The 14,511-nt window shown below is 67.6% G+C and carries 11 protein-coding genes; 7 read left to right on the forward strand and 4 right to left on the reverse strand.

Going from position 1 to position 14,511, the window contains the following annotated elements; genetic code table 11:
* Positions 1-94 precede the first annotated feature (94 nt).
* Genes ACZLIB_RS19030 through leuB form a run of 6 tightly spaced genes read left to right on the forward strand, consistent with a single transcriptional unit; the run spans position 95 to position 6,667 of the window.
* Positions 95-1,186 (forward strand): threonine dehydratase, encoded by a 1,092-nt coding sequence (locus tag ACZLIB_RS19030; RefSeq protein ID WP_478468422.1) that lies wholly within the window; start codon positions 95-97, stop codon positions 1,184-1,186.
* Positions 1,183-2,769 carry a 2-isopropylmalate synthase gene (locus ACZLIB_RS19035; RefSeq protein WP_032130450.1) on the forward strand — a complete coding sequence of 529 codons (1,587 nt, stop codon included), beginning with the start codon at positions 1,183-1,185 and terminating at the stop codon, positions 2,767-2,769. Before ACZLIB_RS19030 ends, ACZLIB_RS19035 begins: the two co-directional genes overlap by 4 nt.
* 10 nt (positions 2,770-2,779) lie before the next feature.
* Positions 2,780-3,559 carry a class I SAM-dependent methyltransferase gene (locus ACZLIB_RS19040; protein ID WP_478468423.1) on the forward strand — a complete coding sequence of 260 codons (780 nt, stop codon included), beginning with the start codon at positions 2,780-2,782 and terminating at the stop codon, positions 3,557-3,559.
* Between the two features lie 60 nt (positions 3,560-3,619).
* Positions 3,620-5,038 carry a 3-isopropylmalate dehydratase large subunit gene (leuC, locus tag ACZLIB_RS19045; protein WP_478468424.1) on the forward strand — a complete coding sequence of 473 codons (1,419 nt, stop codon included), beginning with the start codon at positions 3,620-3,622 and terminating at the stop codon, positions 5,036-5,038.
* Positions 5,038-5,616: a 3-isopropylmalate dehydratase small subunit gene (gene leuD / locus ACZLIB_RS19050; RefSeq protein WP_006390726.1), complete on the forward strand. Its 579-nt coding sequence runs from the start codon at positions 5,038-5,040 to the stop codon at positions 5,614-5,616. Before leuC ends, leuD begins: the two co-directional genes overlap by 1 nt.
* The gene (gene leuB / locus ACZLIB_RS19055; protein WP_478468425.1) at positions 5,606-6,667 is read left to right on the forward strand and encodes a 3-isopropylmalate dehydrogenase; all 1,062 of its coding nucleotides are present in this window, start codon (positions 5,606-5,608) and stop codon (positions 6,665-6,667) included. The genes leuD and leuB overlap by 11 nt, the downstream gene beginning before the upstream one ends.
* A gap of 48 nt (positions 6,668-6,715) precedes the next feature.
* On the opposite strand, the gene ACZLIB_RS19060 is transcribed toward leuB, so the two are convergent.
* Together ACZLIB_RS19060 and ACZLIB_RS19065 are read right to left on the reverse strand one after the other, a co-directional pair.
* Entirely contained in the window at positions 6,716-7,717 is a 1,002-nt protein-coding gene (locus tag ACZLIB_RS19060) for a hypothetical protein (RefSeq protein WP_478468426.1), read from the reverse strand.
* Positions 7,718-7,864: 147 nt separating this feature from the next.
* Positions 7,865-8,638 carry an SDR family oxidoreductase gene (locus ACZLIB_RS19065; protein ID WP_478468428.1) on the reverse strand — a complete coding sequence of 258 codons (774 nt, stop codon included), beginning with the start codon at positions 8,636-8,638 and terminating at the stop codon, positions 7,865-7,867.
* Positions 8,639-8,755: 117 nt separating this feature from the next.
* Between ACZLIB_RS19065 and ACZLIB_RS19070 the strand changes: the two genes are divergently transcribed.
* The gene (locus ACZLIB_RS19070; protein WP_478468430.1) at positions 8,756-9,661 is read left to right on the forward strand and encodes a LysR family transcriptional regulator; all 906 of its coding nucleotides are present in this window, start codon (positions 8,756-8,758) and stop codon (positions 9,659-9,661) included.
* A gap of 506 nt (positions 9,662-10,167) precedes the next feature.
* On the opposite strand, the gene ACZLIB_RS19075 is transcribed toward ACZLIB_RS19070, so the two are convergent.
* Positions 10,168-13,329, reverse strand: coding sequence for an efflux RND transporter permease subunit (locus ACZLIB_RS19075; protein WP_478468431.1), 3,162 nt, complete (start codon positions 13,327-13,329; stop codon positions 10,168-10,170).
* A gap of 4 nt (positions 13,330-13,333) precedes the next feature.
* Complete coding sequence (locus tag ACZLIB_RS19080; RefSeq protein WP_032129094.1) at positions 13,334-14,464, reverse strand: efflux RND transporter periplasmic adaptor subunit; 1,131 nt, start codon at positions 14,462-14,464, stop codon at positions 13,334-13,336.
* Positions 14,465-14,511: the final 47 nt, after the last annotated feature.

The following is a 14,511-nucleotide window of genomic DNA, read 5'->3' on the forward strand; positions in this document are numbered from 1 at the left end:
ACCCGTACCGTAGCGACCACGGTGCCCGTACGGAGGCGTCTTCTTCGCCGCCCGTGCCCGCATGCGGCGGTCTTCTGCACTGCGCTGGTGGCCCATGCCGGCCGCTGACACCAGCCAGGAAAGCGATGTCGGCGACGTAAGCGTCGCCGACGTACTGGCGGCGCAGGCTCGTCTGCGCCGCTTCCTGCCGCCCACCCCGCTGCACCATGCCGAACGCTTCGGTACCTGGCTGAAGCTGGAGAACCTGCAGCGCACCGGTTCCTACAAGGTACGCGGCGCATTGAATGCGCTGCTGGCCGGCCGCGAGCGCGGCGATACCCGGCCAGTGATCTGCGCCTCGGCCGGCAACCATGCCCAGGGCGTGGCGTGGGCGGCCTACCGCCTGGACGTGCCGGCCATCACCGTGATGCCGCATGGCGCGCCCGCCACCAAGATCGCCGGCGTCGCCCACTGGGGCGCGACCGTGCGCCAGCACGGCACCAGCTATGACGAGGCCTACGCCTTCGCGGTCGAACTGGCACAACGCCACGGCTACCGCTTCCTGTCCGCGTTCGACGATGCCGACGTGATCGCCGGCCAGGGCACGGTCGGCATTGAGCTGGCCGCGCACGCGCCGGACGTGGTGATCGTGCCGATCGGCGGCGGCGGGCTGGCCTCCGGCGTTGCGTTGGCACTGAAATCGCAGGGCGTCCGCGTCGTTGGCGCGCAGGTGGAAGGCGTCGATTCGATGGCCCGCGCGATCCGCGGTGATGTGCGCGAGATCGCCCCCGTTGCTTCGCTGGCCGACGGCGTGCGGGTGAAGATTCCCGGCTTCCTGACCCGCCGCCTGTGCGCCTCGCTGCTGGACGATGTGGTGATCGTGCGCGAGGCCGAACTGCGCGAAACCCTGGTGCGGCTGGCACTGGAAGAACACATCATCGCCGAGGGCGCTGGTGCGCTGGCGCTGGCGGCCGGCCGCCGCGTCGCCGGCCGCCGCAAGTGCGCGGTGGTCTCCGGCGGCAACATCGATGCCGGTGTCCTGGCCGGCCTGCTCACCGACATCCGCCCGCGCCCGCCACGCAAACCACGGCGACGGCGCAGCGAAACACCGCGCTCGCCCGCCAAGGCCAGCGCCATCGCTTCCCCCACCTCTTCCCCTTCCCCCCTGCAAGCCGTCGCACCCGCTGTCGAGGAGATTTCCCTGTGACCACCATCGAACGAATTACCACCCCGCGCATCCGCATCTTCGACACCACCCTGCGTGACGGCGAGCAGTCCCCCGGCTGCAGCATGAGCCCGCCGCAGAAGCTGGTGATGGCGCGTGCGCTGGACGAACTGGGCGTGGACATCATCGAGACCGGCTTCCCGGCCAGCTCGCAGTCCGACCGTGAGGCGATGGCACTGATCGGCCGCGAACTGCGCCGCCCGAGCCTGACCCTGGCGGTGCTGTCGCGCTGCCTGCAGGCCGACATCGAAACCTCGGCACGTGCGCTGGAGGCCGCTGCCAACCCGCGCCTGCACGTGTTCCTGTCGACCAGCCCGCTGCACCGCGAGCACAAGCTGCGGATGACCCGCGAGCAGGTACTGGAGTCGGTACGCAAGCACGTATCGCTGGCCCGGTCCTATATCGACGATGTCGAATTCTCGGCCGAGGATGCCACCCGCACCGAGCTGGACTACCTGATCGAAGTCGCGCGCGTGGCCATCGCTGCCGGCGCCACCACCATCAACCTGCCCGACACCGTCGGCTTCACCACGCCGGAAGAGATCCGCGCGATGTTCCAGCAGGTCATCGCCGGCGTCGCCGACGTGCCGAATGCCGCCAATGTGATCTTCAGCGCGCACTGCCACAACGACCTGGGCCTGGCCGTGGCCAACTCGCTGGCCGCCATCGAAGGCGGCGCGCGCCAGGTCGAGTGCACCATCAACGGCATCGGCGAGCGCGCCGGCAACTGCTCGCTGGAAGAGATCGCGATGGTGCTGAAGGTGCGCCAGGCCTTCTACGAACAGGACAGTTCGATCAACACCCCGCGCATCGTCGGCACCTCGCAGCTGCTGCAGCGCCTGGTCGGCATGCCGGTACAGCGCAACAAGGCCATCGTCGGTGCCAATGCCTTCGCCCACGAATCGGGCATCCACCAGCACGGCATGCTGCGCCACCGCGGCACCTACGAAATCATGCGTCCGGAAGACGTGGGCTGGGAAGATTCGCAGATGGTGCTGGGCCGCCACAGTGGTCGCGCCGCCGTCGAAGCGCGCCTGCGTGCGCTGGGCTTCTGGCTGGACGAAGACGAACTGAAGCTGGTATTCGAGCAGTTCAAGGGCCTGTGCGAACAGCAGCGCGTGGTCACCGATGCCGACCTGCAGACGCTGATGCAGGGTGGCTCGAACGCGCAGGGTTATCGCCTGGCGTCGATGACCATCAGCGACGTCGGCAGCCGCGCCAATGCACTGGTCGAACTGTCCGACCCGGACGGCAACCGCGTGGCCGAGACCGCGCAGGGCGACGGCCCGGTCGATGCGCTGTTCGGCGCGCTGTCGGCTGCCACCGGCGTGCAGCTGATGCTGGACAGCTACCACGTGCACAGCGTCGGCATCGGCGCAGATGCGCGCGGCGAAGCCAATCTGAGCGTACGCCACGAGGGCGTGGAGTACGACGGCACCGGCACCAGCAAGGACATCATCGAAGCCTCCGCGCTGGCCTGGCTGGATGTGGCCAACCGCCTGCTTCGCCAGCGCCAGGCTGCCGCCCACAGCAACACCGACGTTGCCACCCCCGCCACCGCCTGAGGACCCCGCCATGAGCGCCTTCGACACCCCCACCCCGGCCAGCGCCGCTGGCCAGCAGTGGAACGCCCAGGATTATGCGATCGACGCCGGCTTCGTGCCGCTGCTCGGCGGCGCGGTATCGCGCCTGCTCGACCCGCGCGCCGGTGAACGCATCCTCGACCTGGGCTGTGGCGATGGCGTGCTCAGCACCGAGCTGGCGCTCAGCGGCGCGCACATCCACGGTGCGGATGCCTCACCGGAACTGGTGATCGCCGCGCGTGCGCGCGGCGTCGATGCGCAGGTGATGGATGGCCACGCGCTGTCGTTCGACAGCGAGTTCGATGCGGTGTTCAGCAATGCGGCACTGCATTGGATGGGTAACCCCGACCAGGTGCTGGAAGGTGTGCGCCGCGCCCTGCGCCCCGGTGGCCGCTTCGTCGCCGAATTCGGCGGCCATGGCAACGTGGCCACGATCATCGCGGCAGTGCAGGCTGCACGCGCGGCCCATGGCCACGGCGCCAGCGCATTCCAGTGGTACTTCCCCACTGCCGATGCCTACGCCGACCGCCTGCGCCAGCATGGCTTCCAGGTGCAACTGATCGAGTGCACGCCGCGACCGACCGCGCTGCCCGCCGGCGTGGCCGGCTGGCTGCGTGTGTTCGCCGCACCGCTGCTGGACGATCTGCCGGCCGAGGCACGCGCCACCGTACGCGAGGCAGCCGCCGCACTGCTGGCCGAGCTGCCGCGCAACGCCGCCGGTCAGCCGCTGGCCGATTACGTGCGGCTGCGGGTACTTGCCCGTCGCCGCTGACATGATCCATTCGTTATCTTTCCTGATGTCCGCACCTTCGTACTTCTGCCAGGCACACGCATGACCTCCGCACCCCGCACCCTGTACGACAAACTGTGGGACGCCCACGTGGTTGTCCCTGAATCCGACAGCGCGCCCGCCGTGCTGTACATCGACCTGCACCTGATCCACGAGGTGACCTCGCCGCAGGCGTTCACCGAGCTGCGCGAACGCGGCCTGTCACCGCGCAGACCGGACCGCACCAAGGCGACGATGGACCACTCCACGCCGACCCTGCCGGCCGCTGCCGACGGCACGCTGCCCTACGCCAGCGCCGCCTCCGAAGCGCAGGTCGCCACGCTGGCGCGCAACTGCGCAGAGCACGGCATCGAGCTGTTCGATATGGCCTCGGACAATCGCGGCATCGTCCACGTGATCGCGCCGGAACAGGGTTTCACCCAGCCGGGCATGACCATCGTCTGCGGCGACAGCCACACATCCACACACGGGGCGTTCGGTTCGCTGGCCTTCGGCATCGGCACCAGCGAGGTCGGCCACGTGCTGGCCACGCAGTGCCTGCTGCAGCGCAAGGCGAAGACCTTCGCGATCACCGTTGATGGGCCGCTGGCACCCGGCGTTGGCGCCAAGGACGTGGTCCTGCACATCATCGGCGTGATCGGCGTCAACGGTGGCACCGGCCACGTGATCGAATTCCGTGGCAGCACCATCGAAGCGATGGACATGGAACAGCGCATGACCCTGTGCAACATGTCGATCGAGGCCGGTGCACGTGCCGGCATGGTGGCCCCGGACCAGGTCACCTTCGACTTCGTCGCCGCGACCCCGCGCGGACCCAAGGGCGCCGACTTCGACGCTGCCGTGGCGCGCTGGCAGCAGCTGCGCAGCGATGAGGGCGCGCGTTTCGACAGTGAAGTGCACATCGACGCTGCCGATATCCGCCCGACCCTGACCTGGGGCACCCATCCGGGCACCGCCATCGCGGTGGATGCGCCGATTCCGGCGGCCAACAATGCTGCCGCACAGAAAGGCCTGGACTACATGCATTTCCAGGCCGGCAAGGCGCTGGCCGGTACACCCGTGGACGTGGTGTTCGTCGGCTCATGCACCAACGGCCGGTTGAGCGACATGCGCGAGGTGGCGCAGGTGCTGCGCGGCCGCCGGGTTGCCGAGCGGGTGCGCATGCTGGTGGTGCCGGGCTCGGAGATCGTCAAGCGCGAGGCCGAGGCCGAAGGCATCCATGAGATCGTGCGCGCGGCCGGTGCCGAATGGCGTGAGCCGGGCTGTTCGATGTGCATCGCCATGAACGGCGATCTGGTCGCGCCCGGCCAGCTGGCCGTGAGCACCAGCAACCGCAACTTCGAAGGCCGCCAGGGTCCCGGTTCACGCACGCTGCTGGCCTCGCCGATGAGCGCGGCGTGGGCCGCGGTGAACGGGCACGTCGCCGATACCCGCGAACTGTTCGCGCAGGAGGTTGCGTGATGGCCGGTTTCCGTACCCTGACCTCGTCCAGCGTGGTGCTGGCGCAGACCAACATCGACACCGACCAGATCATTCCGGCGCGGTTCCTGTCCACCACCGAACGTGCCGGCCTCGGCCGCAACGCGTTCAATGACTGGCGCTGGCAGGCCGACGGTTCCCCGGTGGCCGACTTCGCCTTCAACCAGCCACACAACGCCGGCCGCAGCATCCTGCTGGCGGGCCGCAACTTCGGCTGCGGTTCCTCGCGCGAGCATGCACCATGGGCGCTGACCGACCTCGGCCTGCGTGCCATCGTCAGCAGCGAGATCGCCGACATCTTCCGCGGCAACTCGCTGAAGAACGGCCTGCTGCCGATCGTGCTGGACGAGGCCGATGTGCAGGCGCTGATGCAGCGCCCGGACGACGAGCTGACCATCGACGTGGCCGCGCGCGAACTGCGCACGCCAGATGGCCGCGTCTATTCCTTCCCGCTGGATGGCTTCTCGCAGACCTGCCTGCTGGAAGGTGTCGACCAGTTGGGGTATCTGTTGGGCCGTGTCCCTGAAATCGAACGCTACGAGAGTGAGCATGCACGCTGAAATTGTTGTCCTGCCCGGTGATGGCATTGGCCCGGAAGTGGCCGCCGCGGCAGTCGCCGTCCTGAAGGCCGTCGCCGAACGCTTCAACCACACCTTCACCTTCAGCGAGCACGACATCGGTGGCGTCGCCATCGATCGCCATGGCGAGCCACTGCCCGCCTCTACGTTGACCGCCTGCCAGGCCGCCAACGCCGTACTGCTGGGTGCAGTCGGCGGCCCGAAGTGGTCCGACCCGAATGCCAAGGTGCGCCCGGAGCAGGGCCTGCTGGCGATCCGCAAGGCGCTGGGCCTGTATGCCAACCTGCGCCCGGTGCGTACCCATGAAGCCGCCCTGCACGCCTCGCCGATCAAGGCCGAGCTGCTGCAGGGGGTGGACTTCGTGGTGGTGCGCGAGCTGACCGGTGGCATCTATTTCGGCGACAAGACCCGCGACGCCGACAGCGCCAGCGATCTGTGCCGCTACACCGTGGCCGAGATCGAGCGCGTACTGCGCAGTGCGTTCCGTCTGGCGCAGCAGCGTCGCGGCAAGGTCACCTCGGTGGACAAGGCCAATGTGCTGGAAACCTCGCGCCTGTGGCGTGACGTGGCCGCGCGCATCGGCCGCGAGGAGTTCCCGGATGTAGCGCTGGAGCACCAGCTGGTTGATTCGATGGCGATGCACCTGCTGGCCAAGCCGCGCGAGTACGACGTGATCGTCACCGAGAACATGTTCGGCGACATCCTCACCGACGAGGCGTCGATGCTGGCCGGCTCGCTCGGCCTGCTGCCGTCGGCCTCGCTGGGCGAGCCGGGTGCGGTCGGCATCTACGAACCGATCCACGGTTCGGCCCCGGACATTGCCGGCAAGGGCATCGCCAATCCCTACGCAACGATCTTCAGCGCGGCGATGCTGCTGCGCCATTCGCTGGGGCTGGAAGCGGAAGCCGCTGCGGTTGAAGCGGCGGTGCACGCCGTGCTGGATGATGGTGTGTTCACTGCCGACCTGGCCGCCAAGGGCCAGGCGGTGAGTACCGCCACCGCGACAGATGCGGTGCTGGCGAAGCTGGGCTGATGCATGACGGTGCCGGGCATTGCCCGGCACCGGCGCGCACGCATAGGGCTACCGTCCTCTGTGGACCGCCTTGGACGTCGCACACCCCATCAGTGTGCGCCCATCGGCGGTGCGCACCACGAAGCGCTCGCGCGGCCGCTCCTGCAGAGGTGATGCCGGCAAGGTCCAGATGATTTCCCCGGCCGCCTTAGCACCTGGAATCGCCGCCTGAAGTGCATCGTCGACGGGCACCATGCCCAGGTCCGCTGCAACATGGCCTGACGCGTAGCTGGGCTCGATCATCACCGAAGACACGGTCAGGCCATGCACGGTGATCGGCGCATCGAGCGTTATCCGCTCACAACGGGAGCCGCCTTCGCGAGCCATGCATGCAGGTGCGTCCAGCGCGCGTACCTGCGCCGGCCACCCAAGCGGGCTGTGCGCGCTGACACGCGTCCAGAATTCGCCAAAGCGCTGCCAGGCCGCCGCGTCCGCGCGGCACTCCAGAACCGCTACCAGGTCCTCGCGCAGGCGGTCGGCCGCCTGCTGGTCGTCCAGTTTCTGATATCGCTCCCGGTAATCACACGACAGGCGGTTGCCTGCGCCCTCGCTTCGTATCACCCGCCAGGCCTGTGCCGCCGCAGCAACATCCGACGCTGGTCGCCACCAGGCCCGGAACGGCTCGTGCAGCGTGCTGGTCCGCATCCGCAGGCCGTCCTCAGCCACAATCCGCTCACGCTGCACCGCATCGAGGAACATGCCCAGACCGAGGTCGTCAGCCAGCAGCTCGCGGGTGGTGATGCCGTTGGCGGTGATGGGCGCAGGCAGTTCGATGCGCGTGACCGCGCTCTCGATCTCGGGGTGATCGGCTGCGATGAAGCGCCAGCCACGCAGGTGCGCCGGTCGTTCCGTTGCAGAGCCATAGCGGACGACCCGCAGCTGGCTGCCCAGTGCCTGCCGCACCGCAGGTGTCGCGCGGCATTCCAGCACTGCGATCAGGTTCTGCTGGAACTGCTGGGCATCGGTTCCTGCGGGCGTTGCATCGGCAACGCCGCTGGAGGCAATCAACATCAACGTGAAAGCTTGGAACGTGCGAGGGAACATGCTGGCACTCCGGGCCCAGAACAGCCGGCTATTGTGCCCGTGGACGGCCTACAGGATGAAGCGTCGAGCATGGCGCGACGCTTCAGGTCCGCCGCAATCGCGGGTGATTCGTCTCTACTTGGTGGTGTAACCGCCATTGACCAGGATGGTCTGGCCAGTCATCCACCAGCCGTCGGTGACCAGGAAGCGGATCCACGGCACGATGTCGGCGATGTCGGTCAGGCCGGTGCGGGTGAAAGGCGACAGTGCCGCCGCGGTCTTGTGGTACGCCTGCGCATCGGCACTCTCGGCCGGATAGAAGAACGGCGTGTCCATCGGACCGGGGCCGATCGCGGTCACCGAGATGCCACGCTCACCGAACTCCTTGGACGCCGCGCGGGTGAAATGCTCGACCGGTGCCTTGGTGCCGGCATAGCTGGAATAGAACGGCGTGAACGCACCCAGCAACGAGGTGACCAGAGTGCAGATGCGGCCGCCGTCGTTGACGTGGCGGCCGGCCTCCCTCAGGAAGAAGAAGGCAGCCTTGGCGTTGACCGCGCTCATCTCGTCATACTCCGCTTCGCTGATCTCCAGCAGCGGCTTCTTCAGCACCTTGCCGACCGTATTGATGGCGATGTCGGGACGGCCGACCGCGGCCACGGCATCGGCGAACAAGCGCTCCATCGCTGCCGCCGACGTCAGGTCGCCCTGCAGGGCCACCGCCTTGCTGCCGGCCGCCTGCACGGCGGCAACGGTTGCTTCCGCATCAGCCTGGGTGGCGGCACTGTTGTAGTGGATGACGATGGCTTTGGCGCCCTGGCTGGCGAAGTCGCGGGCGATCAGTCCGCCCAGGTTCTTGGCGCCACCGGCGATCAGCACGGTCTTGCCCTTGAGGGAATGGTCGGTCATGGCGTTTGTCTCAGGAGGGGGCTGCCCGGGGTGGCAACCCTGCCCTGACGACGATATCGTGCAGAAAATGCGGATAAAGCCCGCCACATTGACTTAACTTTCCAGAGTAGGCGAACAATGGACCGGATCGATCGCTTCCGCATCTTCACCCGGGTGGTGGAATGCGCCAGCTTCACCCGCGCCGCCGACCAGCTCGGCCTGCCCCGCTCCACCGTTTCCGCGGCGGTGGCCGAGCTGGAGCAGCGGCTCGGTACCCGCCTGCTGCAGCGCTCGACCCGGCGGGTCTCCACCACCCACGACGGCGACGTGTTCCATGCCCGCTGCCTGCGCCTGATCGCCGAAGTTGAAGACGCCGAATCGCTGTTCCGGCAAGACGATGCGCAGCCGGTGGGCCTGCTGAAGATCGATGTGCCCAGCCGGATCGGCCGCCGCATCCTCGCCCCGGCCCTGCCCGACTTCTTCGCGCGCCATCCGCAGGTTGAAGTGGACCTGGGCATGACCGACCGCGCGGTGAACCTGATCGAAGACGGCTGTGATGCGGTGCTGCGGGTCGGCCAGCTGGGTGACTCCAGCCTGGTGGCCCGCATGCTGGGACAGCTCGACTTCGTCAACGTCGCCGCGCCGGCCTACCTGCGCGAACACGGCGTACCGCAGCATCCTGCCGACCTGCAGCAGCACCGCGCGGTGAACTACGCATCGCCGACCACGGCGCGGGTGGAACCGTGGGAATGGCAGGACGGTGGCCAGCTGCGCACGCTGCCAATGCCTGGCTGGGTACGGGTAAACAGCGCCGAGGCCTCGATCGCGTGCTGCGTGGCGGGGCTCGGCCTGCTGCAGATTCCGCGCTACGACGTGCAGGCCGAACTGCAATCCGGTGCGCTGGTGGAAGTGATGCCACAGCACGTGGCGCAACCGCTGCCGGTGACCCTGTTGCAACCGCATCGGCAGCACCGCGCGCAACGCGTGCAGGTGTTCATCGAATGGCTGCTGCCGGTGCTGCGGAACGGCCTGCAGCTGCAGTAGATCCACGCCATGCGTGGATGCACGCCACGCAGATCAGTAGATCCACGCCATGCGTGGATGCGTGCATCAGTGCCAACCAAGGTTGGCACCTACCAGGGCGAAGACCCGCTGCAGTAAATCCATGCCATGCGTGGATGCGTGCATCAGTGCCAACCAAGGTTGGCACCTACCAGGGCGAAGACCCGCTGCGGTAAATCCATGCCATGCGTGGATGCGTGCATCAGTGCCAACCAAGGTTGGCACCTACCAGGGCCAAGACCCGCTGCGGTAGATCCACGCCATGCGTGGATGCACGCATCAGTGCCAACCAAGGTTGGCACCTACCAGGGTGAAGACCCGCTGCGGTAAATCCGCGCCATGCGTGGATGCGTGCAACAGTGCCAACCAAGGTTGGCACCTACCAGGGCCAAGACCCGCTGCGGTAGATCCACGCCATGCGTGGATGCACGCATCAGTGCCAACCAAGGTTGGCACCTACCAGGGCAGTGGCCGCAGAACCCGGGGCGTTACGTCCCGGATTCGTCCGGCTTGACCCGGAACCACGCGGCGTACAGCGCCGGCAGGAACACCAGGGTCAGCACGGTGCCCACGATCAGGCCACCCATGATCGAGATCGCCATCGAGCCATAGAACGCACTGCGCGAGAGCGGAATCATCGCCAGCACGGCCGCCAGCGCGGTCAGCACGATCGGGCGGAAACGGCGCACCGTGGCATCGATGATCGAATGCCAGCGGTCATGCCCGGCATCGATGTCCTGCTGGATCTGGTCGATCAGGATCACCGAGTTGCGCATGATCATGCCGGCCAGTGCAATCGTGCCCAGCAGCGCCACGAAGCCGAACGGGGCGCGGAACAGCAGCAGGAACAGGGTCGCACCGATGATGCCCAGCGGCGCGGTCACCAGCACCATCGCCGCGCGCGAGAAGCTGCGCAGCTGCAGCATCAGCAGCGTGGCCACCACCACCAGGAACAGCGGCATGCCGGCCTTGATCGAGTTCTGGCCACGTGCCGAATCCTCCACGGTACCGCCGGTTTCCAGCAGGTAGCCATTCGGCAGCTCGGCACGGATGCCATCCAGCGTCGGCAGGATCTGATGCACCACGTCCAGTGGCTGCATGCCATCACTGATGTCGGCGCGCACGGTCACCGTCGGCAGACGGTTACGGTGCCAGATGATGCCATCCTCGAAGCCGTACTCCATCGTCGCCACCTGCGACAGCGTGATGCTGCCGCCGTTGGCGGTCGGCATCGACAGGCTGGACAGCAGCTCCAGCTGGTTGCGTTCATCGGCCGGCCCGCGCAGCAGCATCTCGATCTGGCGGTTGCCTTCGCGATAAACGCTCACCGACTGCCCGGCCAGCGAGCTGGACAGGAACTGGCTGACCTGGGCACTGCTCACACCCAGCGCGCGCGCACGCTCCTGGTCGATCACCAACCGCACCACCTTGCTCGGCTCGCTCCAGTCCAGGTTGACGTTCATCACGTGCGGGTTCCCGCGCACCTTGGCCTCGACCTGGCGTGCGATCGCCTGCACCTTCTCGATGTGCTCGCCGGAGATGCGCATCTGCACCGGGTAACCGACCGGCGGACCATTCTCCAGGCGGGTCACACGCATCTGCACGTCCGGGAACTTCGGGATCACCTCATGCAGCAGCCAGTCACGGGTGCTTTCGCGCGACTTGATGTCCTTGGCCAGCACCACGAACTGGGCGAAGTTGGTGGCCGGCAACTGCTGGTCCAGCGGCAGGTAGAAGCGCGGCGAACCGGTGCCCACGTAGGACACATAGTTGGCGATGCCCTCGCGGTTGGACAGCAGCTTCTCCAGCTTCTCGGCCTGGGCCTGGGTCGAGCGCAGCGACGCGCCCTCGGCCAGCTCGATGTCCACCATCAGTTCCGGCCGGGTCGAATCCGGGAAGAACTGCTGCGGCACGAAGCGGAACATCATCAGCGAGAACACGAACAGGCCGATGGTCGCGGCGATCACCCACCAGCGATGACGCAGGCAGGCATCCAGGAAGCGGCGGAAGCTGCGGTAGAACGGGCGCTGGTACGGATCATGGTCGTGCCCGTGCTGCGGCGGCGCGATCAGGTTGGCCAGCGCCGGATAGCGGTCGGCCCACTGCTGGCGCTTGGCCAGCCAGCGCGCGGACAGGCTGCCAGGCTTCGGCGGCTGCGGATTGAACAGGTCCGGCAGCATCTTGTCGCCCAGGTACGGGATGAACAGCACCGCGGCAATCCACGACACCACCAGTGCGATAGTCACCACCTGGAACAGCGAGCGGGTGTACTCACCCGTGCTCGATGCCGCCGTGGCGATCGGCAGGAAGCCGGCCGCCGTGATCAGCGTACCGGTCAGCATCGGGAACGCGGTCGACTCCCAGGCGAAACTGGCCGCACGCAGGCGGTCGTAGCCCTGCTCCATCTTGGTGGCCATCATCTCCACCGCGATGATCGCATCGTCCACCAGCAGGCCCAGCGCCAGCACCAGCGCGCCCAGCGAGATCTTGTGCAGGCCGATGTCGAAGTAGTGCATGACGAAGAAGGTCATCGCCAGCACCAGCGGGATGGTCACACCTACCACCAGGCCGGTGCGCAGGCCCAGCGAGAAGAAGCTGACCAGCAACACGATCACTACGGCTTCGGTCAGCACCTGCACGAACTCGCCGACCGACTCCTCCACCGACTGCGGCTGATCGGACACCTTGCGCAGCTGCATGCCGGCCGGCAGGGTCTTCTGCAGGCGTTCGAACTCTGCATCGAGGTTGGCGCCGAGCTTGAGGATGTCACCGCCATCCTTCATCGCCACCGCCAGGCCGATGGCCTCTTCGCCCATGAAGCGCATCTTCGGCGACGCCGGGTCGGCGAAGCCGCGCTTGACCTCGGCGATGTCGCCCAGATGCACGGTGCGGTCACCAGCGCGGATCGGGAACTGGCGGATGGCGTCGATGTCGTTGAACTGGCCGGTCACGCGCAGCTGCACGCGATCGGTGGCGGTCTCGAAGAAGCTGGTACCGGTGACCGCGTTCTGGTCGGCCAGTGCCTGCTGCACCTGCTGCATCGACACGCCCAGCGTGGCCAGGCGGGTGTTGGACAGCTCGATCCACACCTTCTCGTCCTGCAGGCCGACCAGGTCGATCTTGCCGACGTCGGGCACGCGCTGCAGCTCCAGCTGGATGCGGTCGGCGTAATCACGCATCACCGCGTAGTCGAAGCCCTTGCCGGTCAACGCATAGATGTTGCCGTAGGTATCGCCGAACTCATCGTTGAAGAACGGACCGACGATTTCACGCGGCAGTGTCGGGCGGATGTCCCCCACACGCTTGCGCACCTGGTACCAGAGGTCGGGGATCTGCTTGGACCGCAGGCTATCGCGCGCCATGAAGATGATCTGCGACTCGCCCGGCCGAGAATACGAGCGGATGAACTCGTACTCGCCGGTATTCATCAGCGCCTTCTCGAGCGGCTCGGTCACCTGCCGCGAGACCTGTTCGGCGGTAGCGCCCGGCCACAGCGTGCGCACCACCATCGCCTTGAAGGTGAACGGCGGATCCTCGGACTGGCCCAGATGCTTGTACGACCACGCGCCGATCAGCGCGAACGCCAGCATCGCGAACAGCACCAGGGGTCGGTTGGCCAGCGCCCACTCGGAGAGATTGAAGCGGCGCACCGGCTTACTCCTTGGCCTTGGCGGCAGCGGCCGGCGCGGCCGGCTTCAGCACCGGACGGTTCTGCCGGTCCACGGCGATCACCGGCTGACCGGCACGCAGCAGATGGCCACCAGCAGCAACCACCCAGTCACCTGCGCTCACGCCGGACAGCACCGGCACGGTCTCACTGCCAAACGCACCGGTGGTGACCGCTGCAGCCTTCAGCGTGCTGTTGGCCGGGTCGACCAGCCACACGCTGGCGGTACCGTTGGCACCGCGCTGCAGCGCGCCCAGCGGCAGCTGCAGGGTGCCGTGGCGGCCGGCGCTGCTGTAGACGCGTGCGCTCTGGCCCAGTTCGACATCGGCCAGCGCATCGGCGGCCAGGCTGACCCGGGTCGCGTAGGTACGTGCCTGCGGATCGGCGGCGGCGGCGATCTCGCGGATCGTGCCCGGCAGGCGCTGGCCAGGACGGTTCCACAGCTCCACCTCGACCGGCTGGCCCACCGCATAGTCGCGGATGGTGGCCTCGGGCAGGTCGATCAGCACTTCGCGCCCGCCATCGGCGGCCAGGTTGAAGATGGTCTGGCCGGCCGACACCACCTGCCCGGCCTCGGCCTCGCGGCTGGCGATCACGCCGTCGGCCGGTGCGCGCAGCTGTGCGTAGTCGGCCTGGTTGCGCAGCACATCGAGGTTGGCGCGGGCGGCGTTGGCCTGGCCCTGCGCGGCCTTGAACGCCGCGGACTGCTGGTCCAGCTGCGAGCGGCTGACCAGTTGCTGGTCGGCCAGCACCTGGTAACGCTTGAGGTCATCGCGCGCACGCACCAGATCAGCTTCCGCCGCAGCCAGCTGCGCCTGCGAGGCGCGGGCCTGCAGCGCGAAGTCGGCCACGTCCAGCTCGGCCAGCACGTCGCCCTTCTTGACCCGCTGGCCGGCATCGACGTGACGCTTGACCAGGTTGCCGCCAACGCGGAACGACAACGGGCTTTCCTGCCGGGCACGCACCGTGCCCGGGAACGCCGCCGGGGCCTGCCCGGCCTGTTCGCCGGGGTGAACCACCAGCACCGGTACGGCCGCCTGTGGCGCCTGTTCCTGTCCCGAACAGGCTGCCAGCGCAGCCACCCACACCATACCGCCCATCCAGCGCACGATCTTCATCGGTCAACGTCCTGAAAACGCAGGGTTGCAACTAAGGGGGGAGCCGC

Source organism: Stenotrophomonas sp. 220_Sma (assembly GCF_056487375.1).